This is a genomic window from Mesorhizobium sp. WSM4810 (assembly GCF_055811235.1).
Genome location: NZ_JBVVQV010000017.1, coordinates 93957 through 120266, shown reverse-complemented (window position 1 = coordinate 120266; position 26310 = coordinate 93957). Strand labels below are relative to the sequence as shown.

The 26310-nt window shown below is 62.3% G+C and carries 21 protein-coding genes and 1 pseudogene; 9 read left to right on the top strand and 13 right to left on the bottom strand.

Translation table 11 applies throughout. The features are described 5' to 3' along the window. Window positions 1-36: 36 nt before the first annotated feature. Both AC0L3O_RS23125 and AC0L3O_RS23120 read right to left on the bottom strand, forming a co-directional pair. A pseudogene (locus AC0L3O_RS23125) lies at window positions 37-2199 on the bottom strand (amylo-alpha-1,6-glucosidase). A gap of 44 nt (window positions 2200-2243) precedes the next feature. Further along, a complete protein-coding gene (locus tag AC0L3O_RS23120; RefSeq protein ID WP_473532297.1) occupies window positions 2244-3305 on the bottom strand; it encodes a glycosyltransferase family 4 protein in 1062 nt (353 codons plus the stop codon). 188 nt (window positions 3306-3493) lie between these two features. Between AC0L3O_RS23120 and AC0L3O_RS23115 the strand changes: the two genes are divergently transcribed. Further along, window positions 3494-3796, top strand: coding sequence for a DUF982 domain-containing protein (locus AC0L3O_RS23115; protein ID WP_473532296.1), 303 nt, complete (start codon window positions 3494-3496; stop codon window positions 3794-3796). Between the two features lie 122 nt (window positions 3797-3918). Here the strand turns inward: AC0L3O_RS23115 and AC0L3O_RS23110 are convergent, their stop codons facing one another. Then, a complete protein-coding gene (locus tag AC0L3O_RS23110) occupies window positions 3919-4659 on the bottom strand; it encodes a helix-turn-helix transcriptional regulator (RefSeq protein WP_473532295.1) in 741 nt (246 codons plus the stop codon). A gap of 246 nt (window positions 4660-4905) precedes the next feature. On the opposite strand from AC0L3O_RS23110, the gene AC0L3O_RS23105 reads away from it, so the two are divergent. After that, window positions 4906-6657 carry a PAS domain S-box protein gene (locus AC0L3O_RS23105; RefSeq protein WP_473616715.1) on the top strand — a complete coding sequence of 584 codons (1752 nt, stop codon included), beginning with the start codon at window positions 4906-4908 and terminating at the stop codon, window positions 6655-6657. Window positions 6658-6714: 57 nt separating this feature from the next. Here the strand turns inward: AC0L3O_RS23105 and AC0L3O_RS23100 are convergent, their stop codons facing one another. Then, window positions 6715-7389 (bottom strand): LuxR C-terminal-related transcriptional regulator, encoded by a 675-nt coding sequence (locus tag AC0L3O_RS23100; protein ID WP_128244923.1) that lies wholly within the window; start codon window positions 7387-7389, stop codon window positions 6715-6717. Window positions 7390-7760: 371 nt separating this feature from the next. On the opposite strand from AC0L3O_RS23100, the gene AC0L3O_RS23095 reads away from it, so the two are divergent. After that, complete coding sequence (locus tag AC0L3O_RS23095) at window positions 7761-8447, top strand: N5-glutamine methyltransferase family protein (RefSeq protein WP_473616713.1); 687 nt, start codon at window positions 7761-7763, stop codon at window positions 8445-8447. A 108-nt stretch (window positions 8448-8555) separates the two neighbouring features. Here the strand turns inward: AC0L3O_RS23095 and AC0L3O_RS23090 are convergent, their stop codons facing one another. Both AC0L3O_RS23090 and AC0L3O_RS23085 read right to left on the bottom strand, forming a co-directional pair. Beyond that, a complete protein-coding gene (locus AC0L3O_RS23090; RefSeq protein ID WP_473616712.1) occupies window positions 8556-8807 on the bottom strand; it encodes a hypothetical protein in 252 nt (83 codons plus the stop codon). Window positions 8808-8919: 112 nt separating this feature from the next. Then, window positions 8920-9777, bottom strand: coding sequence for a beta-keto acid cleavage family enzyme (locus AC0L3O_RS23085; protein WP_473536607.1), 858 nt, complete (start codon window positions 9775-9777; stop codon window positions 8920-8922). A gap of 94 nt (window positions 9778-9871) precedes the next feature. Here AC0L3O_RS23085 and AC0L3O_RS23080 point away from each other — a divergent pair, with 94 nt between their 5' ends. After that, window positions 9872-11194 carry an aspartate aminotransferase family protein gene (locus AC0L3O_RS23080; RefSeq protein ID WP_473616710.1) on the top strand — a complete coding sequence of 441 codons (1323 nt, stop codon included), beginning with the start codon at window positions 9872-9874 and terminating at the stop codon, window positions 11192-11194. Between the two features lie 10 nt (window positions 11195-11204). Here the strand turns inward: AC0L3O_RS23080 and AC0L3O_RS23075 are convergent, their stop codons facing one another. Further along, window positions 11205-12077 (bottom strand): MurR/RpiR family transcriptional regulator, encoded by an 873-nt coding sequence (locus AC0L3O_RS23075; RefSeq protein ID WP_198032801.1) that lies wholly within the window; start codon window positions 12075-12077, stop codon window positions 11205-11207. 117 nt (window positions 12078-12194) lie between these two features. On the opposite strand from AC0L3O_RS23075, the gene AC0L3O_RS23070 reads away from it, so the two are divergent. From AC0L3O_RS23070 to AC0L3O_RS23055, 4 genes are all read left to right on the top strand, one after another. Then, window positions 12195-13178 (top strand): TAXI family TRAP transporter solute-binding subunit, encoded by a 984-nt coding sequence (locus AC0L3O_RS23070; RefSeq protein WP_473616709.1) that lies wholly within the window; start codon window positions 12195-12197, stop codon window positions 13176-13178. A gap of 72 nt (window positions 13179-13250) precedes the next feature. Further along, window positions 13251-15854, top strand: coding sequence for a TRAP transporter permease (locus tag AC0L3O_RS23065; RefSeq protein ID WP_473616707.1), 2604 nt, complete (start codon window positions 13251-13253; stop codon window positions 15852-15854). 321 nt (window positions 15855-16175) lie between these two features. Then, window positions 16176-17810, top strand: coding sequence for a helix-turn-helix transcriptional regulator (locus tag AC0L3O_RS23060; protein ID WP_473616706.1), 1635 nt, complete (start codon window positions 16176-16178; stop codon window positions 17808-17810). Window positions 17811-18048: 238 nt separating this feature from the next. Then, entirely contained in the window at window positions 18049-19935 is a 1887-nt protein-coding gene (locus tag AC0L3O_RS23055) for an alpha/beta fold hydrolase (protein WP_473616724.1), read from the top strand. A 231-nt stretch (window positions 19936-20166) separates the two neighbouring features. Here AC0L3O_RS23055 and AC0L3O_RS23050 read toward each other — a convergent pair whose 3' ends face one another. From AC0L3O_RS23050 to AC0L3O_RS23030, 5 genes are all read right to left on the bottom strand, one after another. Continuing rightward, window positions 20167-21216 carry an L-idonate 5-dehydrogenase gene (locus tag AC0L3O_RS23050; RefSeq protein WP_473616705.1) on the bottom strand — a complete coding sequence of 350 codons (1050 nt, stop codon included), beginning with the start codon at window positions 21214-21216 and terminating at the stop codon, window positions 20167-20169. Further along, on the bottom strand, window positions 21213-22619 hold the full coding sequence (locus tag AC0L3O_RS23045; protein WP_473616703.1) for a TRAP transporter large permease: 1407 nt from the start codon (window positions 22617-22619) through the stop codon (window positions 21213-21215). Before AC0L3O_RS23045 ends, AC0L3O_RS23050 begins: the two co-directional genes overlap by 4 nt. A gap of 3 nt (window positions 22620-22622) precedes the next feature. Next, window positions 22623-23195, bottom strand: coding sequence for a TRAP transporter small permease (locus AC0L3O_RS23040; protein ID WP_023798555.1), 573 nt, complete (start codon window positions 23193-23195; stop codon window positions 22623-22625). A gap of 80 nt (window positions 23196-23275) precedes the next feature. Beyond that, entirely contained in the window at window positions 23276-24250 is a 975-nt protein-coding gene (locus AC0L3O_RS23035) for a sialic acid TRAP transporter substrate-binding protein SiaP (RefSeq protein ID WP_287173702.1), read from the bottom strand. 60 nt (window positions 24251-24310) lie between these two features. Further along, the gene (locus AC0L3O_RS23030; protein WP_473616702.1) at window positions 24311-25030 is read right to left on the bottom strand and encodes a FadR/GntR family transcriptional regulator; all 720 of its coding nucleotides are present in this window, start codon (window positions 25028-25030) and stop codon (window positions 24311-24313) included. 213 nt (window positions 25031-25243) lie between these two features. Here AC0L3O_RS23030 and AC0L3O_RS23025 point away from each other — a divergent pair, with 213 nt between their 5' ends. Then, on the top strand, window positions 25244-25444 hold the full coding sequence (locus AC0L3O_RS23025) for a hypothetical protein (protein ID WP_473616701.1): 201 nt from the start codon (window positions 25244-25246) through the stop codon (window positions 25442-25444). A 403-nt stretch (window positions 25445-25847) separates the two neighbouring features. Here AC0L3O_RS23025 and AC0L3O_RS23020 read toward each other — a convergent pair whose 3' ends face one another. Beyond that, on the bottom strand, window positions 25848-26138 hold the full coding sequence (locus tag AC0L3O_RS23020) for a hypothetical protein (protein ID WP_473616699.1): 291 nt from the start codon (window positions 26136-26138) through the stop codon (window positions 25848-25850). Window positions 26139-26310: the final 172 nt, after the last annotated feature.

Here is a 26310-nt window from a genome sequence, read left to right as displayed (position 1 = left end):
TGCAGCCCGGCAGCTGGTTCCATGCGAAAAGCCAAACTAGGTCCGCACGATGAGCGGCACCAATCCCTCGTGCCGGTCGGCGAGAAAGGCGACCACCCTGTCGCCGACACGCTGGAATGTCAGATCCACCTTCCTGGTGCCAACGCCAAGATGCCTCAGCGTCAGCGTGTCGATGCCGATCGGCAGCCTGGGACGGGTGACGTGGATTTCGCCGTCCCAGCCATCGATCTCGAGACCGAGGCAGGCCTGCATCAGCATGAAGGCAGACCCAGCCGACCATGCCTGCGGCAGGCAGGCGACGGGATAGGCGATCGGCGCCTCGCCCGGCGCGCGGGTAAAGCCGCAGAACAGTTCGGGCAACCGCATGTTGAAGTGGACCGCCGATTCGAAGGTGCTGCTCATCAGCCGGATCACGTGTTCACGCTCGCCAAAGCGTGCCAGACCGGCGCCGCAAATGGCGGTGTCATGCGGCCAGATCGAGCCGTTGTGGTATGACATCGGGTTGAAGAACACAGCATCGTCGGCGAGCGTCCTCAGCCCCCAGCCCGAATGGAAGGACGCCGAAAGCAGCTGGTCGGCGACCATCTGCGCCCGTGCCGGCGCGGGGAGGCCGACATAGAGAAGGTGCCCGACATTAGACGTCCGCACCTTGCAGGGCTCGCCGGCGCCGTCGATCGCCAAGGCATAGAAGCCGAGATCGTCCAGCTAGAAATGGCGCTCCACAGCGGCGCGCATGGCCTCGGCGCTGCTCTCCCAATGATCGGCCCTGTCGATCTCGCCGCGGCGGCGGGCGAGTGCCGCCAACCCCTGGAACGCCGCAAAGGCATAGCCTTGCACCTCCACCAGGGCGATCGGTCCCTTGGGGATTCGGCCGTCGGCATGGAACACGGAATCGCCGCTGTCCTTCCATCCCTGGTTGGCGAGGCCGGTCTCGGCGGCACGCTGATAGGTGACGAAGCCGGTCGGCCGGCTCGCCTCCTCGATCCATTCAGCCGCAGCGCAGAGCGACGGCCACTGGCTGTCGACGAACGCCATGTCACCGGTACGGTCCGCATAGGCGCAGGCGAGATGGATGTAGAGTGGCGTCGTGTCGACACCGCCATAGTAGCGGCCGAAGGGCAGCTCCCGCAGCGCCGCCATTTCGCCTTTGCGGGTCTAGTGCATGATCTTGCCTGGCTGCGAATCGCTGAACGGCGATGTCTCCGTCGCCTGGTGCTGGGCAAGGAAGGCCAGCACGCCTCGCGCCAGGCCCGGGTTGAGCCACAGCATCTGCAAGGCGGAGATCACGCCGTCGCGGCCGAACGCCGTCGAAAACCAGGGGATGCCCGCATAGGGGTAGGGTCCGGTCGTAAGCTCGGTGGTCAGCAGCGCCACATCCGCGCGGGCGCGCTCGACCCAATCGTTGAAGACGCGCCCGGAACTGTGCATCGTAGCACCATGGCGGCGCTTGGCCCGCATGCCGAAGCGAGCCCGGGCCGCGGCGGCGCGGAAGCGATCGCGGTTCGGCGTTTCCGCCATTTCGGGACCGACTTCGACATACAGCACCTTGCTGCTGCGCCTCGTCACGGCAATCAGGAAGTCGGCTCGGTCGCCCGTCAGATGGTCCGGCGCCTGCGAGAACGATATCGCCGACATCCGCGCCAGCCCGTCCAGCCCGTCGTAGCGAAGCAGCACGCAGGTCGCGTCCGTCTTGGCAGCATGGGCCATGCCGCGCTTCAGCCTTGTCGATCCGCGCACTTCGAACATGTCGCGGAAATCCGCGGCAAAATACAGCGAAACGCGGATGGTGGAGTGTTCCTGGCTGTAGTTGGAAAGGGTGATGCGTTCAAACAGCCGGTCCTGCCAAAGCAGCCTGACGCGTTCGATATGGATCGCGCCCTGCGGAATGTCCCGGCCGCGGACGCTCTGCATCGGCAGATTGGTCAGGTTGGAGGTGAAGAGCACATTGTCCTGGCTGAGCGACGCACCGAGCAGCGATGTCTGCCGCTCGCCGACGGTCAGCCGGAATTCGGAAAGCACGCGCGTGTCGTCACGGAAGAAACCGTCGCCGGCGCCGCGGATATCGCCGTAGGCGTCGGCCACGGCAAAACAATCGCCTTGCTTGAGGGCGAACAGCCGATGCGGCTCTCGAGGTGCGGTGGCGTCCAGGGACGCAAGTGCTACCGCGGGATCAAGCTGGCGCTCGTCGAGTTGGGCCATTCTCTACATATCCCTCTCGTTTCGCCCCCCTGAGGTAATGCCGCTCACGACGCTCTTGCCTCGGCCGAGGCACCGATCAGGCGCGCATAAGCGGAAACATAGTCGCGGGTCATTCTTTTGGCAGAAAACCGCCTTTCGAAGACAGTTCGCACCTTCCGCCTGTCGAGCCGCAGCAGGTCGGGCACCGACGCAACCGCGCCTTGCATGGAATCCACGATAAAACCGGTCACGCCTTGATCGACGATTTCCGGCAAGGCGCCGGATTTCCAGGCGATCACCGGCGTGCCGCAGGCCATCGCTTCTATGACGGCAAGACCGAACGGCTCCGGCCAGTCGATCGGGAATACGAGGCCGGCCGCGTTGCCGAGGAATTCCGCCTTCTTGTCTTCCTCGATCTCGCCGACATAGTCGACACGATCACCATCGACCAGCGGCTCGACCATGTTGCGGAAATAAGCCCGGTCGTCGTCGCCGATCTTTGCTGCAAGCTTCAGTTTCAGCCCCGAGCGCAGCGCGATCTCGATGGCACGATCCGGACGCTTGTCGCGCGACATCCGGCCAAGGAAGGCGAGGTAGGGCTCCCCTGGGCTCGGCTCGAAAACCGGCTTGTAGAGTTCGGTCGGCAGCCCGTGGTGGATCGTCGCCAGCCAGTTGGCGTCGGCCAGCCCCGTCCTTTGGCTGCCGGACACGGAGATCATCGGAAAGCGCGGAAAACGCTCATAGGCCGGTGCCAGATCGACGTAGTCGAGCCTGCCATGAGGCGTCGTCACCGTCCGCTCATGGATCTGCTCGAAGAAGGAAAAATGCAGGAAATGGCTGAGGTGGAAGTGAATGATATCAAATTCTTGAGCTCGTTTCCTCACCTCGGAAAGCATCGAAAGGTGCGCGGCTGTCTCGGATTTCAGCGGGCTTGGGTCAAGACGCAGCGCACGCTCGCGGCACGGCACTAACTTTGCCGAGGTCCTTGTATCGCCACTGGCGAACAAAGTTACGTCATGGCCTAGCTCCACCAACCCTTCAGTCAGATAGGAGACAATGCGCTCCGTGCCCCCATAGAGCCGAGGCGGCACGGATTCGTGGAGCGGCGCCACATGGGCTATTTTCATAGGCTGGCATTTCCCAGAAAGATCATCGCTGATGTCGAAATGCACCACGCCCCCGAACGTTCCTCAACGGCAAGAAGTCGGGCGATGACTGGCGATTCACCCAGCCGGCGTTTTTGCCGGGAACCAATTGGCTGGCCGTGAATTTAACTAGGTTCGATCGAACGCATCGCGATCGACGGGAGGAAAAGATGAATCGCCTGGAATTCTTTACGCCGGTGCGAATTGCGCGCGGGCACGGAGAGCCTGTGGAAGAAATCGACAATGTCAGCGAAGCGATGACGTTTTTGCGCCACTGGCCGAAGGGTAGGCGCGGCCCGGTGTATCAATGCGCGCTGAACTGCTGCGCTGCGGCACTGGCAGGCCGGATGTCTGCCGAGGAAGCAAGAAAGGCTTTTAAGGGCTTTGCCCGGATCACCCGGCTCCTGGATGACGACATAGCGCTGCCGATACGCGGCGAAAGGATGGACAGCGCATACACGCCGAGGCGATAGACGCCTGCGCTCCCAGGTGCCAGTTTGCCGACCGGCCCAGTTGGCGAGCAGCATTACCGCGACACCGGCGATCTGCGCGGTGCGCAGGATGCCCGGGCGCCGGATCCAGGCCGACCCCAAAATCATGGCAAGACCGAAATGCGCCCCAGAAGAGCCACCAGTTCCGCCTGACGTCTCGTTTCGGTCTTGGCGAACAGCGAGGCAAGCTGTGAGCGGATCGTGGTGCGGCTGAGCCGCCAGCTGCGGGCGATCTCCAACGGCGCATCGCCCTGAGCCAAACGCAGAGCCAGATGCGTTTCCGCGCTCGTCAGGCCAAACATCCTTTGCAGTGTCTGAGGGTTTGGCCCCGACCTGTTCACACGGCCAAGCAATGCCACGATGCTCGTTCCATCGGGGGCGATAAGACCGTTCTCTTTCAGTACCACCGGCCTGTCACCTGTGCTGCGGATCACCACCCAGGAAAGGGAGCCGGGCAGGAAAGGCGCCGGGACATTTGCGACCAGCCGCCTTAGGGCTGCCGAAAGCACACTGGCTGTATCAGCCGCTTCGCCTTTGTGCTCCAGAGTGGGGCGCTCCGGCGTGGGGCGCTCCAGCGTGGTTAGAGCGGCCGCGTTCCATTCGATTACTTTTCTGTCGCGGTCTAGTACGAGATAGCCACAGCCGAGGCGATCAAGCATGCCGGTGACGGATTCCAGGCTGCGTCTCCTTGGTTCGTCGCCCTCTGTCTCCGGCCGATCGGATGCACGAGCTGAAGGATAAGCATAGGAGGGCCGCGTCACCTGCGCGTCAGGGTTATACTTGGTTCCTGTCGTGATGTACCGGTCGCCCGCAACGGCATCACTGTATCTATCGATCATAGCCATTTTCCAACCTCCCCAAAGGTCCATCAGCCCGTAGTAACTTGCCCGGGATTTACGAACAGTCTTCTTGCGCAGGGCTCGCAAAAAATGCGCTCCCTGCTGTCTTGAAACTCGTTATATTCTGATGAGTTCTGTTCGCCCCTGTTTGATAAAATGCGCGCTGTGATAGTGGTATGGCAATCCCGCAGTCGGACTAGGTTGTACGTTTTTTGCTCTAGTCTCGATGGCCTAGTCAAAAGGTAGTAGTCTATGTCGATGAACTGGCAGTCGCGCAGGTCGGATGTGAACCCAACAGGCAGACTGCTAACTCACATTGCCTCCGCATCGGTGCTGGCTGCAACGCTGATATTTGAAACAAAAGCGTCAGCATACATCGGAGAAGGGTCGAGTTTCCTCGAATTTATTCCAGCTATTATTATCATTTCCTACCTTGAAGACCGTGGTCCTGCGCTTGCGGCGACGGTCCTGATGATGGCTGCCGGCTTGTGGACACGAAGCACCCTGCATGGTCAGATCTCCGGCGAAGATTGGGCGCGCGCCATTCTGCTTCTGATTTCCGGTGGCGTGATTGCCATGACATTCCATCGGCTGCGGCAGGACGTGCGTGAGCTGCTGGAGGTAGCCGAAGCCAGGCTCGCTGCCGTCGAAGCAACCGAAAGCCGCTATCGTTGGGCTTTCGAGCGCGCCGCCATGGGGTTCGCAAACATCAACGAGAAAGGTGAGCTGCTGCAATCCAACAGACGCCTCAGCGAGATGACAGGCTACGAGGAGGACGAGCTTGCCCAACTGCAGCTGGAGACACTCGTTCACCCGGACGACCGTGATGCCTTGGCGCAATTGCTGGCTGGCCTGGGCAAAGACTCTGCTTCGTTCGCTTCGGAGGTGCGTCTGTCAAGAAAGAACGGTTCGGCATTCTGGGCGCGGCTAACGCTGTCTTTGTCCGTGCCCGACGGGGTTCTCTCAGAGACCATTTTCGTGGTGGTCGACGATATCTCGGGACGACGAGCCGTGCACGAAGCGCTTCGGGCTCAGAAGGAGTGGCTGGATCTCGCTTTGTCTGCTGGACGCCTGGCCACGTGGCGGATCGACCTTAAAGACGGCATCGTCACCGGTTCGGGTGCGTTCTGGGACATTCTCGGACTGCCTCCGGCCGGCAGCCGCCGGTTGGAGGAACTGTCGGCCGTCGTTCATCCGGCGGACTGGCCAAAGCTGGCCGTATCGAGAAAGCTCGCATCGGTCACCAACTACGACGTCGAGATTCGCGTCCGACGACCGGACGGACATATCCGCTGGGTTGCTCTGCGCGGAAGGGAAGAGAAATACGATGATCGTCTACAGCGGCTCGGCGTGGCCGCCGACCTGACCGAGCGACGGCAAACCACGCTGCTGCGTGCCGCGGCAAAGAAGCGGGAGCGCATCATGCTCGAGCAACGCCACAGGTTCATCAACCTGTTCCCGGTGATCACGGCACTGGTGAACATGGTCAATGATCCCGAGAACAATCTCGCCAGGTACAAGGAGACGCTCATCGACAGGATTCGTTCGCTCGAGGCAACGCATCTGCTCCTTTCGGGCAACAGCAGCGGGTCGGGGATGCTTCACGATCTCGTTGTCCAGGAGCTGCAACCGTATATGGGGACACGCGAAATATCTGTCGGCGGTCCCTCGGTTACGATGTCGGGAGGCGCCGCCGAGAGCTTTGCGATGATTGTTCACGAGCTTGCGACCAATTCCTTGAAACATGGAGCGCTTGGCGATTCAAAAGGCCGGATCGAGGTGAATTGGACGTTCGCATCGGAAGATGCGGGCGGTGACATCGTGTTCGACTGGGTGGAATCAGGGCGGCGGCGGCGGCCTGCAAAAGTTGTCCGCCATGGTTTCGGTTCGATGATAATCGGAGTGGATGGGGCGCCGCTTGTCGGTCACTCTCCCAAGCTGGAGATGACGGATCACGGGCTGCGATATTCGCTGCGGCTGTCGCGCAAGGAAATCGGACCTTGACGCCATCGGAAGCGTTTAACAGCGCCCCTTGCGTATCAAAAGAACGTGGTGCTCTAATTAATTGATATCCCTCGTTAACCACGTCTTCAGCATAACGGCAGCCTCCGTCCGATTCCGCACCCCAAGCTCACGCAAAACGGCAGCGGCATGGATTTTCGTCGTCGCTTCGGCAATCTCCAGATCGCGCGCGATTTCCTTGTTCGAATAGCCTTCCGCCATCAGCTTCAGGACCTCCTTTTGCCTCGAGGTCAGCCTGCCAAGATTGCCGGTGGTGGTGCGTCGGTGCGGGACAGGCTCGGCGGGAGCAGGTATGTGAGGTGTTGGCGCAGCACCGGGGCGCGACAGAAGTGCAGGGACGTAGATGCGGCCCGAGAGGATTTCGTTGACGGCCATAACGACCTCCTCGTCTTTTTGCGACTTTACGATATAGCCGTGGAGACCGATCGACAGAGCCGTGAGTATCTCCGAGCGTGAATCGTTTCCGGAAACGATGGCAAATCGCGTATCCGGATAAGCCGACAGAATGCCGCTGAGCACTTCCTGATTGAACAATCCCGGCATGTTCAGGTCCAGGATCGCAAGATCAACGGACGCCTGCTCGGCCAGCAGACTGAGCGCGGCGTCGAAACACGACGCCTCGAATATCTCCACACCTGGAATGCCTGCGCTCAGAGCCAAGCGCAGGCCACGACGATACAGGCCGTGATCGTCGGCGATGACGATTCGATACATTGAACTACCCCAACGAAACCTGAATGGACTGAACGGTCACCGGCCTTTGGAGTCGCGGCCAATCACTCGTCAATTCACCAGTCAACGCCAGCGGTGCCCCAACACCGCAAGCCCAGCTTGCTAATATAATCCTAAAAGGCAGGTAAGGCTCCTCTTTTTTTGAACCCTGTCGACGGGAGCCGCTGAACACGTCGAATCTTCCGTTCCTATCCTCCAGGACCATGTGCCAACGCCTTTGAGACGATGCCGATAACTCGCGATCGCAAATGCCCATGGCGAGGCGTGTTTTTCGATTGCCGATCGGGAACTTAGTGATTTAACTTCCACTCAATTGTCGGGCTGCGACCCGGCAAGACAGGGAGGGAACTGTCGTGAGCGAAGAGATCAGTGTCGCCGAAGCCTACCGCAAAGGCCGCACCATCTTCATGGGGCTGGAGTTGCTCATCGCGCCCGGTGCGCTCGTTCCCCGGCCGGAGACGGAGTTGCTCGGCACGACAGCACTTGATGTTCTGCGGCAAATGAACCTGTCGGCGCCGCGGGTTGTCGACATGTGCTGCGGGGCCGGCAATCTGGCCTGCGCCATTGCGCATTCCGCCCCTGCCGCGCAGGTCTGGGCGAGCGATCTCACCGATGGATGCGTCGAGGTCGCGCGCCGCAACGTCGCCCATCACGAGATGGCAGATCGCGTGTCGGTGCTGAGGGGTGACTTGTTCAGTGCTTTCTCGGGCTTGCAACTCGACAGCACGATCGACGTGATCGTCTGCAACCCGCCATACATTTCGGAAAAGCGGCTCGAGGGCGACCGCGCGCATCTGACCGAACTCGAGCCGCGTGAAGCGTTTGCAGCCGGCCCTTACGGCCTGAGCATCCATATGCGGGTGATCAAGGACGCGCCGCGCTACTTGCGGCGCGGAGGCATCCTGCTCTTCGAGGTCGGTCTCGGCCAGGACCGGCAGGTCATGCGTCTGCTGGAGCGCTCCAAGTCCTTCCACGGGATCCGGGCGGTCACGAACGAAGCCGGCGAGGGAAGGGTGGTTGTGGGACATACCACGCCGTGAGCGTCAGCCATGCCGCAACGGCTGGCTCAATTCGCAGTGTTCACGCTTCTGGCGCGCTCCAGCAAAAAGCAAAAAAGGTGGCGCTTACTCGCGTCCCTGATCGGCTTTTTAGGCTTTTCTTGATTTATTCGGTGCTATTACAAGCCCGCTGTTGTCCGGTTTTGCGTCGGAGACAAAGCTGTATGCAAAGATGTGTCCCCGGTTCTCGTCGGTTACTCGGATCCAATCCTTTTCCCACCTTCGCAGCGTAACATGTCGATCTGTCGACATGGCGGCGGCTTTGAAGGGGCTCGGCGCGTTGATGACACGCACCGTGATCACGTCATCGCCCTCCATTTGTTCGACGAGGTACGTCTGCATAAAGGCCTCCCCAGCGCCACTGCAACCCTAACGTCAGTCAAAAAGTTCGGTTGCAGCGTAGCAAAGAGATTTTCGACAAATGTGACGGACCGAAGAGGCGTGCGGGCGAGGGTTAGCCCTGGATCGACCAAGCGGCGCGCAGGTGGTTGGCTTGGGCGATCCTGACGCCACAAGCAGTCAGAGCGCCTCTGGTCGCTGTCACGAGCGCGGCATTGTCCTTGGCAGTCGTGCCATCGGCCAGGGTAAAATTGTTCTCGAAGCCGACGCGGGCATGACCGCCCAGCAGCGCACCGGCCGCAACGCAAGCGGTTTCCTGCCGACCGAAGGCACAGACCATCCAGTGCGCGAAGCGCGGGCGGTCCTGCGCAAGGAAGGGCAGCAGATCGGCCGGTCGCGAAACCTGTCCCGGCGTGTAGCGGCCGAGCACATAGAGCACCGGGATGTCGTCGAAAGGCACCAGCCCGCGCTGCTGCATGGCGGCCAGGGCCGACGCCTCTTCGGGCGCGTAAAGGATGATCTGAGGGGCGATCCGCTCGCTCTTCAACCACGCCAGGAACTGCGCGAAATCAGTCTCATGGGCGGCGTCCGGCACCAGTTCACGTAGCGCCAGCGAAACCGCCTCAGGGCGGGCAGCGCGTACCACCGCCATCTGCTCGGCCGGCTGGTAGCGGCCGATCGCTTCGCTGGTGATCTGGATGATCAGCCGCTCGCCCACCGCATCACGTATCGCTTTCGTCGTCTCGCGATAGGCGTGCGCGTCGAGCAAATGGCCGCCGTCGCGGTCGCGGACATGGGTATGGATCATGGCGGCGCCCGCCTCGAGGCAGGCGGCGGCGGTCCGGGCCAATTCCCAGGGGCCGATCGGCAGGGCAGGGTGGTCTTGCTTGCCACGCCGTCCACCATTCGGCGCAACGGCGATTGCCGTCGGTGCGATAAGTCCGGGGCCGGTCGCGTCCCTGTCGGCGGTCATAATCTCAGTCCAATTGTTTCAGTATTGCGCAGTGTGTAACATATGTTGCATGATAGGTTCGCTGCAAATCGCGCCATCGTCAATCGGGGAAGGCATGACACACATCCTGCACCGCCAGATCCACGCGAGCCTGCCCGTCGCGGCTGGCGGCAAGGGCATCGAACTGTTCGACCGCGATGGCCGTGCCTATATCGACGCGTCAGGCGGTGCGGCGGTTTCCTGCCTCGGCCACGGCCATCCCGAGGTGACGGCCGCGCTCCACGCGCAGGCCGACAAGCTCGCCTATGCCCACACCAGCTTCTTCACCAACGAGCCGGCCGAGACATTGGCCGACAAGCTCGTCGCCGGCGCGCCACAAGGTATCAGCCACGCCTACTTCGTGTCCGGCGGCTCCGAAGCGGTGGAGGCGGCGCTCAAGATGGCCCGCCAGTTTTTCGTCGAGACCGGCAGGCCAGAGCGGCGAAACGTCATCGCCCGCCGCCAGAGCTATCACGGCAACACGCTCGGCGCTCTCGCTGCCGGGGGCAATGAGTGGCGCCGCGCCCAATTCCGCCCTTTGCTGATCGACACGCATCACATCGACCCGTGCTATGCCTACCGCTACCAAAAAGCCGGTGAGAGCGAGGCGGCCTACGGACTGCGCGCCGCCCAGGCGCTCGAGGATAGAATTCTCGAACTCGGTCCGGACACTGTCATGGCCTTCGTCGCGGAACCTGTGGTCGGCGCGACAGCAGGAGCTGTGCCCGCGGTTCCCGGCTATTTCAGGCGCGTTCGCGAAATCTGCGACCGCTACGGTGTGCTCCTCATCCTCGATGAGGTGATGTGCGGCATGGGCCGCACCGGCACGCTGCACGCCTGCGAGCAGGACGGCGTTGCGCCCGACCTGATGACGATCGCCAAAGGCCTCGGTGGCGGCTACCAGCCCATCGGTGCGGTGCTGCTTTCGCGCCGCATCTTCGACGCTTTCGCCGAAGGCTCCGGCTTCTTCCAGCACGGCCACACCTATATGTGTCACCCGATGGCCTGCGCGGCGGCGCTCGCCGTCCAGGAGGTGATTGCTCGCGACGATCTGCTTGCCAATGTCCGGGCGATGGGAGCGCATCTTTCGCGGCGACTGGGCGAACGGTTCGGCAACCATGCCCATATCGGCGACATTCGCGGCCGTGGCCTTTTCATGGGTGTAGAACTGGTCGAGGATCGCTCTACCAAGGCGCCCTTCGAACCGAAGCGGAAGCTCAATGCGAAGATCAAGCGCGAGGCGATGGCGCGCGGACTGCTGGTCTATCCCGCAGGGGGCACGATCGACGGCGTGCGCGGCGATCATGTGTTGCTGGCGCCGCCCTTCATCATAGACGCCGCGGCAATCGACGCGGTTGTTGAACGGCTCGGCGACGCGATAGACGCGGCGGTGGCATAGCCAGCGCTCTTCATTCCGGCAGATAGGCCCCGAACGCCTGTAACTCCAATTCCGTCTCCCTGACACGAGCCGCGGCGGCCGGCCCGCTGCGCGCCAGCATCGTTGCGGCCAGCGCTTCCACGATAGCCATGGCTGCGGCTACCGACGGGAAGAAGGACGGGCTGTCGGTAGAGAATCGCAAGACAACCTGCGCATGCCGCGCGATCGGAGCAGCCATGCTGTCGACGATCGCGACAATAGGAACGCTGTGTCGTTGCGCAGCCTCCACCACGGGCCCGAGTTCACGCGAATAGGGCGAAAAGCCGATCGCGACGACCGCTTCCTTCTTTCCAAGCGCTGCCAGTTCCGCCTCGATCGCACCGCCGTCGCCGCCGAGCAGCGTGATCTCGCGCCGAAACATCCGGCAAAGATAGACAAGCGCGTGGGCGGGCGCGCGGCAGCTTCGGAATCCGGCGACACGTATGCGCTGAGCCTTCTCCAGTATCGCGCAGGCCCTTGCGATTTCTTCGCTGCCGTTGACGGCTTCGGCCGTCGCCAGATTGGCCACCGTCGTCCGCAGCGATTCGGCGAAGATCGTCTCCGACCTGCGCCTGACAAGCGCATCGGCCCTTGCCGCGAAAGGCGCCTTGCCGGAGCGCAGCCGGTCTTCGAACGGCTTGCGCAGCGCCGCCCAGTCGCCAAAACCCAGTCGCCGCGCCAGTCGCACGAAGGTCGTCGGTGTCACCTCTGATCTCGAGGCCAGCACCCGCATGGACACCAGCGCCACCTCGTCGGGGTGATCGACCAGGAAACGCGCCGCCTTGCGCAGTTCCGAGCTCAATTTTGGGAGTTCGGTCAGTATGCGCGCCAAAAGCGCGTCGAAACCCATCTCCCGACTGTCCATTGTAACAAGCATTTCCCTTGATTGATAAAGCGCAACAATCGTAGCATGCATCGACGTGCCTTGACACCAAAACACCGGACGGCCGCGACGGCACGCAAAGTACCAAGGGAGAACCAGATGAAACATGCCCGGACTGCACGCCTCGGAGCGCAGATCGCCGCCTTGTCGGCGGCGCTGCTGTTTTCGGCCAGCGCAATGGCGCAGCAGAATTTCGTTACCATCGGGACCGGTGGCGTCACCGGCGTCTATTATGCCGCCGGCGGCGCTATCTGCCGGTTGCTCAACAAGGATCGCAAAACACACGGCATCCGCTGCTCGGTCGAATCGACCGGCGGATCGGCATTCAACGTGAACACGATCAAGGAAGGCGAACTCGACTTCGGCATGGCCCAGTCGGACGTCCAGTACAACGCCTACAAGGGGCTGGAATCATTCAAGGACGGTGGCCCCCATACCGACCTGCGCGCGGTCTTCTCGATCCATCCGGAGCCGTTCACGGTGCTGGCGCATTCCAATGCCGGCGTGACGAAATTCGAGGATTTCAAGGGCAAGCGTTTCAACGTCGGCAATCCCGGTTCCGGGACGCGCGCTTCCATGGAGCGTCTGCTCGGTGCGATGGGCTGGACGTTGGCCGACTTTTCGCTTGCATCGGAGCTGAAGGCTGACGAGCACGGGCCGGCGCTCTGCGACGGCAAGATCGACGGATTCTTCTACGGCGTCGGTCATCCTTCAGCGAACATCCAGGATCCGACCACGACCTGCGCCGCCAAGCTGGTGCCGTTGACCGGTGAGGCCGTGGACAAGCTTGTCGCCGAGAATCCTTACTACGCCAAGGCGGTGATCCCGGGCGGGCTCTACGCCAACAATCCCAACGATACCGAGACTTTCGGCGTGCTCGCCACGCTGGTCACTTCAGCCAAGGTTCCCGATGAGAGCGTCTATCAATTGACCAGGGCGGTGTTCGAGAACTTCGACGAGTTCAAGTCGCTGCATCCGGCCTTCGCCAATCTCGATCCCGCCAAGATGGTGGCGGAAGGAAATTCCGCGCCGCTGCATCCGGGCGCTGAAAAATACTTCAAGGAGAAGGGCTGGTTGAAGTAGGCTTCGTGACCTGACGACGGTCCGGCGGGTCCAGCTGATCCGCCGGGGCCATCCGCAACAGGAGACGACGTCATGAGCGAAGTGAAGGCACAACCGGCCGGCGTCGATCTCGAAGAGCTCGAACAACTTGTGGCGGAAGCCGACACGGGTGGCCGGCATCCGGTTGGCACGGTCGGGCGAATCCTGCTGTGGGTTGCGGTCGCGTGGTCGCTTTTCCAGCTCTGGTACGCTTCGCCTTTGCCGTTCGTGTTCGGCTTCGGCATCCTCAACGACACGGAAGCGCGCGCCATCCATCTCGGCTTTGCGCTGTTCTTGACCTTTCTCGCCTATCCGGCGCTGAGATCCTCGCCCCGCGATCACGTGCCGCTGCTCGACTGGGTGCTGGCCGTGGTCGGCGGATTTGCCGGCGCCTACCTCTTTCTCTTTTACGTCGTGCTTTCCGGACGGCCGGGCCAGCCGACCACGCTCGATCTGGTGACCGGCACCGTTGGCATCCTGTTGCTGCTCGAGGCGACGCGCCGTGCGCTCGGCCTGCCGATGGTGGTCGTGGCGTGTGTCTTCATCTTCTACACCTTTGCCGGCCAGTATATGCCGGACGTGATTCAGCATCGCGGCGCATCACTCACCAAGTTTCTCAACCATCAATGGCTGACCACCGAAGGCGTCTTCGGCATTGCACTTGGCGTGTCGACGAGCTTTGTCTTTCTGTTCGTCCTGTTCGGCACGCTTCTGGAAAAGGCAGGCGCCGGCAACTGGATGATGCAGATCTCCATCGCGCTGCTCGGCCATCTGCGCGGCGGCCCGGCGAAAGTCGCGGTGGTCTCATCGGCCCTCAACGGCGTCGTGTCCGGCTCGTCCGTCTCCAACGTGGTTTCAGGCGGCATCTTCACCATCCCGCTGATGAAGCGCACCGGCCTTTCCGGCGTCAAGGCGGGCGCCATCGAGGCTACGGCTTCGATCAACGGCCAGATCATGCCGCCGGTCATGGGCGCGGCCGCCTTCCTGATGGTCGAATATGTCGGCATTCCCTATTCGGAGATCGTCAAGCACGCGCTGCTGCCGGCGGTCTTCTCCTATATCGCGCTGCTCTACATGGTTCATCTCGAAGCGATAAAGATGGGCCTGAAGACGATCCCGCAGCGTCCGACGCCGGCAAGAGAACGGATGCTGCGGATGGGACTGGGACTGTCGGGCAGCGTTCTCGCCGTCTGTATCCTCTATTACGGCATTGTTGCTATCCAGGCTGTCTTCGGAGGGGCCGCGCCGCCGCTGCTCGCGCTCGCCGGCGTCGCTCTCTACGTCGCCTCGGTCTGGTATTCGTCTCGCTATCCGGACCTCGCACTCGACGATCCGAACGCGCCAATCCTCGAACTGCCGCGCGCCTGGGACGTCACGCGGACCGGGCTCGACTTCCTCATCCCGATCGCGGTGCTTCTGTGGTGCCTGATGGTAGAGCAGATGTCGCCCGGCCTTTCGGCGTACTGGGCGACCGTTTCAATCCTCGGTATTGTCGCCACCCGCAAGCCGCTGATGGCGCTGTTCCGTAAAGAAAATCTCGCCGCCTCAGTGCGGGCTGCCTGGGACGATCTGATCGACGGGCTGGCGCTCGGCGCCCGCAACATGATCGGTATCGGTATCGCCACGGCCACCGCCGGCATCGTCGTCGGCACGATCACGCTGACCGGTCTCGGCCTGATGATGACGGAACTTGTCGAGTTCATTTCCGGCGGCAATGTCATCCTGATGCTGATCCTCATCGCCGCGATCAGCCTTGTGCTTGGCATGGGCATCCCGACCACCGCAAACTACATTCTGGTCGCCACCCTGATGGCCCCGGTCGTGGTCGATCTCGGCGCGCAGGCCGGACTGCCAATCCCGCTGATCGCGGTCCACCTGTTCGTCTTCTACTTCGGCATCATGGCCGACATCACCCCGCCCGTCGGGCTGGCAGCGTTCGCGGCGGCGGCGATTTCCAAGGAGGATCCGATCGCCACCGGTTTCCAGGGCGCGCTCTATTCGCTGCGCACTGCGATCCTGCCGTTTGTTTTCATCTTCAATCCGGCGATCCTGCTGATCGGAGTCGACACCTGGCCGCAGACGATCTGGGTGGCAACGGTCTCGTTGATCGCCATCCTGCTGTTTTCGGCCGCGACCATGAACTGGTTCGTGACCAAAAGCCGCCTGTGGGAAAGTGCGGCGCTGCTGCTCATCTGCTTCACGCTGTTTCGGCCGGACTGGTGGCTCAACCAGGTGTCGCCGCCTTACGAGGAGTTGCCGGCGAGCGAGTTCCTGTCGGCGGTGGCTCAGACGCCGGCCGATGGCCGCATCAATTTTGTCGTCGAGGGTGTCGACCTCATGGGCGAGGATGTCCGCAAGACGGTCAACGTGCCGCTTGGCGAGCCGGGCGAGCCGCTGGAGCGGCTGCGCGGCATCGGCCTTACCATCACGCAAGCGGGCGACGCGCTGATGATCAGCAATGTCGATTTCGGATCCTACGCCAAGCGCATCGGGCTGGATGTCGGGTATGACGTGGTGGCGGTGCTCAGAAAGGCCGACCAGCCCTCGAGCCTCATTCCGATCGGCCTGGCGCTCGCTGCGACGGCCGGCGTCGCCGGGCTGCAGTTTGCGCGGGCGCGCAAGCAGGCCGACAGGAAGGAAACCGGGCCGGCAGGCTGAGACTGGAACGGTTGATAACAGATGGTGGGGGTCGATTCCGGTAGGGGTGAAATGACAACCAAGCGCCATGGCAACGTTCACACGACGGGGATATGGCCGGTTTCCGCCGTACAACGGTGATTGGACGGGCACCTAGTAGACGGCATGGTGTGACTCATTCCCATACAGAGCGCTTTTAAGTGCATTCCGGGTCATTCGCGTTCGTGCATGCTATACTTCCACCGTGGCTCCAAAGCAGCCATTGATGGCCAGGATTTCTGTTCGTCTCCGGAACCAACGCCGATGGGCAGGTCAGATCGACAGCAATTCAACAGCGGGTCCTTGGACGAGACGGATCAGCTCGCCCTCGGTCGTGAAGCTTACGAAGAAAGGGCGTGGGACGACGCCTATCGGTTCCTCGCGCGCGCCGGCGAAGCGGCTCCGCTCGCAGTAGACGATCTCGAACGGCTGGCGATGTCGGCCTATTTGACCGGGCGCGACGAGGAGTACCTGCGGGCCCTGGAGCGAACCCATCATGCATATCTGGACGCGGGCGAGTGCCATCGCGCCGCCCGCTGCGCCTTCTGGTGTGGCCTGCGCCTCGTCTTTCGTGGGGAGATGGCTCAGGCGGCCGGCTGGTTTGGACGGGCGCATCGGCTGCTCGAACCCGAGCCACATGATTGTGCCGAACAGGGTTACCTGATGCTGCCCCACGTGGAACAGCATCTTGCTTCGGGCAACCTTGAGGCGGCCTACGCTGCGGCGAGCGGCGCAATCGAGATTGGCGAGCGCTTTGCGGACGTGGATCTGGTGGTCTGTGCACGGCACTTGCAGGGCCGTGTTCTGTTGCGACAGCGGCGAACCGCGGAAGGTTTCGCGCTCCTCGACGAGGCGATGGTTTCGGTCACGGCCGGCGAATTGTCGCCGCTGCTTACCGGCTTGATCTACTGCAGCGTGATCGAAGCGTGTCAGCAAGTCCATGCTCTGGGCCGCGCACGCGAATGGACTTCCGCTCTGGGACGATGGTGCTCCGAACAGCCCCAGCTGGTCAGTTTCAGCGGCACTTGCTTGATTCATCGCTCCGAGATCAAGCGGCTCAGCGGCGCATGGCAGGACGCGATCGACGAAGCTCAGCAGGCCGTAGAGCGTTTGACGCAGTCGAACAATCGGAGAGATACGGCTGGGGCGTGGTACCAGCTGGCGGAAGTACACCGCCTTCGCGGAGACATTGACGCGGCCGAGCAGGCATATCGGAATGCAAGCCAATATGGCTTCGAACCGCAGCCGGGCCTTGCCCTGTTGCGGTTGGCCGAAAGGCACATCGATGCGGCTGCGGCGGCAAGCCGGCGCGTCATGGCCGCGACGACCGACCAAGTGAAGCGCATTCGGCTGCTGCCTGCTCACGTCGAGATCATGCTGGCGGCTGACGACATCGAGGAAGCACGACGCGCCTGCCACGAACTGGCGGACGCTGCAGAAAGTTACGGAACCGAACCGTTGCGCGCCCTTGCCGCTCACGCGCGGGGAGCGGTGGAACTGGCAGACGGCGAAGCGCAAGCCGCGGCGATTTGGCTGCGTCAGGCAATCGAGGCGTGGCAGCAAGTCGACGCGCCATACGAAGCAGCGCGCGTAGGCGTCATAATGGGCCTGGCTTGCCGCGCCCTCGGTGACAACGACGGTGCGGTACTGGAGCTGCAGGCAGCCCGGACAGTATTTCAGCAGCTTGGTGCCACGCCCGACGTTTCTCGCATCGATACACTGCTTGACACGCGGCCGGACGAAGCCCGCGGCCTCTCTGCCCGCGAACTGCAGGTTCTCCGCCGGATCGCTTCCGGTAAAACCAACAAGGAAATCGCCAACGAACTGCATTTGAGCGGGAAGACAGTGGACAGGCACGTCAGCAATATATTCAACAAGCTTGACCTCCCCACTCGCACCGCCGCCACCGCCTGGGCCTACGAGCACCGCCTAGTCTGAGCGCGCCCGGCATGGGTGGAATCACCCATGCCGTCATCGGCGCCATTGGGTGGTTCGCCCGAAGCGCCGCCCTCCCTTCCGCCCTAAGCTTGCACCTGTCGGCTATGGATGCGCGGCGCCTCGGCGCAACTCGCCTGCAGACTGCAGGACGGACTCGGTGATCGCGCGGCAAACATCCGGCCACGATGAAAGGAGGAAGCGATGTCACATACCGATTCTGTGTGGCGCTTTGGACGTTGTGGTTCGGATTGGGGCTCGCGCGAGCCGAGAACAGCGTGTCAACCGCTCGCAGCGCGCGCTCCAGCGCGTGAGCAGCCCAAGCGGCCAGGCGGCACGTGCAAGACGAAATCTTACTATCAACAGGAGGGAGGCCATGATGTCTCACGTTGAAGGTTACACCACCACCCCGGCGGCAATTGAATCGAACCGCATATTCGGAGAAGCTGCCCGCAAGCGCCTGCTCACCGGGCTGCCGATCGCCGAACGGCGGCTCGAATTGGCCGGCATCTCAACCGAGCTACTGGAGGGCGGCGCGGGACCACCGATCGTGCTGTTGCACGGCCCAGGAGAACATGCAGCAAAGTGGCTGCGAATTCTCCCGGAGCTTGTGAGAACACATCACGTGATCGCGCCGGATCTGCCGGGCCATGGCGCGTCTGGGACAATCGAGGGTCCGGTCCATTCCGATCGTGTGCTCGCGTGGCTTGGCGAACTCATCGAACGCACCTGCCCGACACCGCCCATTCTTGTCGGCCAAATTCTCGGCGCCGCAATTGCCGCCCGCTTTGCCGCCAAGCATGGTAACAAGCTCCGCTGCATGGTGCTGTCGGATGCGCTCGGCCTCGCGCCGTTTCAGCCGGCGCCTGAATTCGGTGCGGCGCTCGCCGCGTTCATCACGGAGCCAAGTCCGGAAAACCATGACCGCCTCTGGCAGCAGTGCGCCTTTGACCTCGACGCGCTGCGCAATCATATGGGCGAGAGCTGGGAGCGGCTGGAAGCCTACAATCTTGATCGCGCGCAGGCGCCAGAGTTGAAGCCGACCCAGCAAAGCCTGATGGAGCAATTCGGATTTCCCGCAATCCCATCAGAAGAACTGGCACGCATCAGAATCCCGACCTTCCTGATCTGGGGGCGGCACGATCTTGCCACCCCATTGCCTGTAGCGGAAGCCGCGAGCGTCCGTTTTGGGTGGCCGCTCCACATTATCGACGGCGCAGCCGATGATCCGCCGATCGAACAGCCTGCCGCATTTGTAAAGGTGCTGCGCGCTGCGCTTATCGAGGCCGAATCCGTGGTTCCTCAGGCGCTGCCGGACACACGCGAGGCTTGGGACCGAATTGCCTCGGGTTACGATCGGACGAATACCGAAACACAGATCTGGCTTGGCAATGAGAGTCTGGTCAGGGCAGGGCTCCGCCCCGGCAGGCGCTTTCTCGACATTGCATCCGGCAGCGGCGCGCTCAGTATTCCGGCAGCTCGGATCGGTGCCGAGGTGGTCGCTGTCGACCAGTCTCCCGTCATGCTCCGCCTGCTGCGAGAGCGCGCCAGCCGGGAAAGCCTGGAAATCGACACCCGCGTAATGGACGGGCATGCGCTTGCCTTTGACGACGACAGCTTCGACGCCGCGGGATCTCAGTTTGGGGTCATGCTCTTTCCCGACATGCCGAGGAGCATTCGGGAGATGACGCGGGTTGTCAAACCTGGAGGGCGGGTGCTGGTCATTGCCTATGGCGACCCGCATCAAATCGACTTCCTCGCATTCTTGGTCGGGGCCGTTCAATCAGTACGCCCGGGGTTTAATGGTCCGCCAATGGACCCGCCGCCACTACCGTTTCAGCTCAGCGATCCGGAGCGGCTTGCCCGCGAGCTGGCGAAGGCCGGACTGAAGCACGTCACCGTCGAGACGATCACCGAAAGCACGGCCTTCAACTCAGGTGCTGAGCTATGGGACTGGATCGTGTGGAGCAATCCAATTGTCGAGGAAGTGCTTGGCAGCCTCGCGTTGAGCGAAAGCGAGCGCGGAGTCATTCGCCAGACGCTCGACCGCATGGTGCGCGACCGGGCCGGCGATGACGGCTCGGCCATCCTGAGAAACCCCGTCAATATTGGTATCGGGACCAAGTGACCGCGCGGCCATTGATGGCGCGACGCTCGCGCCTCGGCCACGCCGTCGCGGGACGACGGAACGAGGTATACGATGTAGCGCCCGACCTTCTGGCGCACATCTCGCCGCTGGCCTGGGCGCACATTTTTTACTGACCGGCTAGTATCTGTGGCCGAAGGAGCAGAACGCTTAGAGGGCCATTTCGCCCCTACCGGAACCGACCCCTGGTGGGGAGGCGCCGGGAAAAACGCCTCAGTCGGCGGTCAGCACCACCTTGACGCTCTGCGAGCGGTCGGCGGCCAGGGCAAACGCATCGTAGGCCGAGGAGAGGGGGCGTTCGGCGGTCACCAGCTTCAGGACATCTATATCCCCGCTGACGATGAGGTCGACCGCCTCGTTGAATTCCGCGCCGAAACGAAACGTGCCGTTCAGATTGATTTCCTTGGCCATCACCGCATTGGCGGCCACCGGGATCTGACCACCCGGCAGATTGCCGACCTGAACGACCGTGCCGCCGCGCCGGACGCTGGCGATCGCAGCTGCGAGACCCGCGGCGGTGCCTGAAATCTCGAACGCGACATCGATCAACTTGTCGGCCGCGAGCGCCTTGAGCTCGTCATCGCCGCCGAACAGGTTGATCGTCCTGTTTGCTCCAAGTTTGCTGGCGAAGGCGAGCGGCGCCTCGGCTATGTCGGCGACGGTCAGCTCGCCACAACCCTTGAGCCTGGCGGCGAGCATGGTCAGGAGCCCGATGGGGCCGGCGCCGATCAGGATGACGTTGCGGCCGGCAATGTCGCCGGCCCGCGCCACGGCATGCAGGCTGACGGCGAGCGGTTCGGCAAGTGCCGCCGCCTGGTAGGCAACAGCATGCGGGACTTTGATGCATTGCGCCGGCGTGGCATCGAACACGCTGGCAAAACCGCCTTGCATGTGCGGCGTTTTCGACGCCGAGCCCATGAAATAGATGTTTTCACAGAGATTGGCGCGGCCCTCTGCGCATCGGGCGCATTGTCCGCACCAGCGCGACGGGTTGACCGCCACGCGATCACCGACGGCAAGTCCTGGCGCGTCCGCGTTGATTTCGACGATCTCTCCGGCGACCTCGTGACCGAGCACGAGCGGCGATGTGACGACAAAATCGCCGGTCCGCGCATGGCGAAAATAGTGCAGGTCGGAACCGCAGATGCCGCCGGCGCCGAAGCGCACGCGCACCATTCCCGGCGCGAGGGGGCCGAGCGGGTGCTCGACGACGCGCAGATCCTCAGGGCCGAACAGCGTCGCGGCGACTGGACTGTCGATCAACGGATCAGCCCCATTTGCGTCGGCAGCCACAGCGTGATGGCGGGGACGAAGGTGATCAGGATCAGCGCGACGATCAGCGGCACGAGCCAGGGCAGAATTGCCATGGTGGTACGCTCGACCGACAGTTTTGCGACCCGCGAGAGGACGAACAGCACCATGCCGAGCGGCGGATGGAGCAGACCGATCATCAGATTGAGCGTCATGATCAGACCGAAATGCACCGGATCGATGCCGTAGAGAACCACGATCGGCAGGAGGATCGGCACAAGGATCGTGATGGCGGCGATCGTGTCGAGAAAACAACCGACGACCAGCATCAGGATGTTGACCAGGATCAGGAACACCCATTTGTTTTCGGTCAGCGATGTGATGAAGACCGAGAACAGCTGCGCCGCCTGGCTGACCGTGAGCAACCAGGCGAAGATCGACGCTGCGGTGACGATGAAAAGGACCGACGCCGTCGTTTCGATCGTGTCGAAACTGGCCTTGGCGAGGGCTGAAAGTGTCATCGTCCGATAACGCACAAGCCCGAGAAACAACGACCAGATGACGGCGGCCATGGCCGCTTCGGTCGGGGTGAACCAGCCCATGGTCATGCCGCCGATCAGGATGATCGGTGTCATCAGCGCCATGACGGCGGAAAAGTCGAAATACCAGTCGCAGGCGATCAGGATGACGAGCACGATGCCAACAGCAATGTTGAGCGACAGTCCCGTCTGGACAAGGACATAAACGGCCAGCGGAAAGCAGCACACGACGGCGACCTCGATCGAGGCGGCGGCGAGCCGGTTCAGTTTGAACGGCGTGTCCGAACCCCAGCCCCGGCGGTGGGCGAAGATCGCGACCGTCACCATCATCAGCGCCGTCATGACGACGCCGGGCAGGATGCCGGCCATGAACAGCGCGCCGATCGAGACGTTGGCCATCATGCCGTAGATGACGAAGGGCAGCGACGGCGGGAAGATCGGGCCGAGCGTCGAGGAGGCGGCGGTGACGCCGACCGCCGCCTCGACGGGATAGCCGTGGTCCTTCATCGCCTTGATCTCGATAGTGCCGATGCCGGCGGCGTCGGCAAGGGCTGCGCCCGACATGCCGGCGAAGACCACCGATCCGATGATGTTCACCTGCGCGAGGCCGCCCTTCATCCAGCCGACAAGCGCCAGCGCGAAGGAATAGATCCGCCCGGTGACACCGGCGATGTTCATGAGGTTGCCGGCAAAGATGAAGAACGGCACGGCAAGCAGCGGAAAGCTCTCGACCCCGGCGATCATGCGCTGCGCGGCGATGATGTCAGGCGCCACCCCATAGAAGACGAGATAGAGCAGCGACGACACCGCCATCGACACAGCGACAGGCACGCCGACCAGCATCAGGACGAGAAAGGCTCCGATCAGAAGCAGCATGGCCTATTCCCCCAATCCGTCGAACGCGGCGGGGCGCTCCAGCGCCGAGTAGCCGCGGCGAATGTTGCCGATGAAGACCTGGATGGCGCGCAGCATCATCAGCACGAAACCGGCGAAGACGGCGTAGAAGACGACGTTGCGCGGCAGGTTGATGGTGACCATCCGTTCGCGGTGGACGATCCCGACATAGCGCCAGAGGAGCCAGGACATGTAGGCGAAGAAGCAAATGGTAATCACATTGACCGCGAGCGCCAGGTAGCGCCCCGCCCCAGCGGGGAGATAGTGATAGAGCACGTCGACGTGGATGTGGCGCGTGGTGCGCGTGCACATCACCGAGCCCAGGAAGACCACGACGACGAGGCAGTTGATGGCGATCTCCTCGGTCCAGGCAAAACTGTTGTTCATGACGTAGCGCGTGAAGAACTGCAGGAACACGCAGAACGACATGCCCCAGAACACGGCGAGCGTGACCCAGTCCTCCACCGCGTATCGCGACAGATCGATGGGCGGCGCTTCTTCCTCAAAAGCATGCGCCAGTTCTTCTGCTGTAACCTGGGTGTGGACCTCTTGGGTCATCGGCAAGCTCCGGGCACTGTTGGGACAGCGGGCTCGACAGACCCGACGCGCTTGTCGCGCCGGGCCCGGATCGATGCGGCTTACTTGACGGCGCGGATCGCCTCCCAATCCTCCTTGCGGTAGCCGAACTCCTCGAACGTCACCTTCTCCATCACGTTCTTTTCGAAATCGGCGCGATCGACTTCGGTGACGGTGAGACCGCGCTCCTTGAAGGTTTCGACCAAAGCCTTCTCGCGATCGACGATGATCTTGGTCGCTCGCGCGGCGGCTTCCTGCATCACCTCGGTGAAGATCGCCTTGTCCTCGTCCGACAATTGCGACCAGCGCGATTGCGACACGAGCGTGTTGAGATGATCGACGATGTGCCCGGTCAGGATAATGTGCTTTTGCACTTCGTAGAATTTTTTGGCGTCGATCGTCGTCAGCGGGTTTTCCTGCGCTTCCACCGTACCCTGCTGCAAGGCGAGATAGACCTCGGCGAAGGCGATCGGCGCGGTGTTGGCGCCGCAGGCGCGCGGCATGGCGAGATAGGCCGGCACATCGGGCACGCGGATCTTCAGGCCCTGCATGTCGGCGCATTTCTCGATGGGCCGGTTGGAGGTCGTGTGACGCGTGCCGTAGTAGGTGGTCGCCGTGATGTGATGGCCGGAGGCCTCTTCGTAGCCGCCGGTCAACTCCTTGTATTTGTCGCTCTTGGTGTAAGCGAGCAGGTGATCCGCGTCGCGGAAAGTGAACGGGAAGTAGGTCACGCCGATCGGCGGGTATTCGCGGGCGGCGAAGCTCGATCCGGAGATGATGATGTCGACCGTGCCGAGGGTCAGCCCCTGGTTGATGTCGGCTTCCTTGCCGAGTTGCGAAGCCGGGAAGACGTCGATCGTATAGCGGCCGTCGGTGCGCTTCTTGATCTCCTCTGCCGCCCACACCGACTCGGTGTGGAAGGGTTCGGACGTTTCGTAGACATGGGCCCATTTCAGCGCGGTTTGTGCAGAGGCCGAAGCCATGGGCAGAGCGATTGCGGCGATCGTGCCGAGCAGAACGGCGTATTTCCTCAACATCATATTCCTCCCTGTGAATGGATTGACGGTGCCGACAGGATCCTCCCGGTCGGCTGACTCCTATCCCGCGACCTCCCTGGCCGCGGATTTCTCACCGAAATTGCATGAGAATCTCAGTTGCGACTGACGCAGATGTTCTTGCATGGCGGCCTTGGCCCGTTCAGGGTCGCGCGCCGCGATCGCGTCGCGCACCGCGCGATGCTCCTCCGCGGCGGCCCGCCAGGACTCCCTGTTCTCGAAATAGCTCGACAGGCGTTCGAAATATGGGTTCATGCGCTGGTCGAAGAGCTCGCCAATGCAGCGCACCAGCACGGCGTTTCCGAGAATGCCCGCCACCATCGTATGGAACTCGCGGTCGAGCGCGATCGTCATCCTGGTCGGGCGAGGTATGTCCTCCATGCGGCGCAGCACGTCGTCCATATGTTCGATGTCGATCGGCCGAGCATGGAGGGCGGCTTCGGCGGCGATCGCCCCTTCGATGAACTCGCGTGCCCGCAACAGCTCGAACGGGCCTTCATCCATTTCTGCCGTCAAAATTTCGGCGCGCGGCGGTTCGGTGACGTAGATGCCCGAGCCGACGCGAATGCGTATCCGCCCCTCGACCTCGAGCGCGATCAGCGCTTCACGGACGGTCGGGCGGGAGATGCCAAGCTGATCGGCCAGCTCGCGCTCGGTCGGCAGCCGATCGCCGACTGCGAACTCGCCCGCGTCGATCAGCTGCCTGAGCTGATCGGCGATCTGTCGGTAAAGTCGACGCGGTTCAACGGCCTGGATCGGCATTGTTACCCAGTTCTACTTCAACGGAATCATCTGGCTGATCCCGGATCGGTAAATTGGTCTGACCTATTGATCGAAACCTGCCGCGAAAAAGGCTGAGAGTCAAGTAGCAGAGAACGCCCATGGAACCGATTCTCCGTGACTTTCTTGCAAACGACGGATCGGCCATGGCTGGACGGCAACTCTTGAACTTCCAGCAGCTGGAAGGATTATCGCGTGATTTCCGCCGGCGGACAGCCGAATTATTTCACCATCAACGGCCGCGCCTATCCTTCGACGGACACGATCAGGACGAAAGTCGGCGAAACTCTGAAAGTGCGCTTCATCGGCACCAATGTGCCACTTGTGGCAGCGGATCATGCAGAGGCGACTTCCGGCACCGTAGCATATCTCACCTGCGCAATGAGTATAGACTGAGAGGGGGCGCCAGGGCAGCTAGGGGAGCCGTGTCATCGAGCCAGTGGATAGGCCTGCGGCGACTTCCGATATGGCTCTTCACAACGCGGCGAACAAAACCATGGCCCTTCTGGGGCGGCCCGTCGATAGGATGCATACGGAGCATGCATCTTGCACACTGGATCGATCCAGGCCGGGTCAGGCGAGGGGGCAAGTTCGATCTCGTAAAGAGGGATTTCATCAGCTACCGACCGCAGCGCCACCTCTCCGAGATCCCGCACCAAGATGCCTTTGGCGGCAGCGGCGTCGGCAATGGTTTTAGTCGCAAGCAATTGACCGGGGGACGCAAGCGCAGCAATGCGTGCCGCTATGTTGACGGTCGATCCAAACAGATCACCTGCCCTGCGGATGACCGGTCCATGGTTCAGCGCCGACCGGGTGAGCGGAAGGCGCGGTTCTTCCCGGCATGCCTGCACAGCGTTCCAAGCGCCTGGATCGCTAACTCCGGCTCCGGAAACGAGAGCATCGCTTCATCCCCGATCCACTTGATCGGAGGCTCGTAGCCAGCAAGCGCCTCGCGGACCATGCTCTCGAAAATCTCGAGCACATCGATTGCCGCTGCATCTCCATAAACGTCCGCGATGGCGCTAAAGCCCGCAAGATCGATGAATGCCACCGTAGCCGAAGCCCCGACGGAACTCTGCGTCTGGCTCATATCCCTGTCCATGCGAAGTTATTTAACGCCTGTAACACGGTTTCGCGAATCTCGGACGCGATCGTCAGAGCTCCAGGGCGTCGGTACGCCACACCGCAGACCTCCCTTCGAGTGAAATTGGAGAAGGCGTTAGCCGCCTGTTTCCTCGGGAACACTTTGGTCTCGCAAAGTG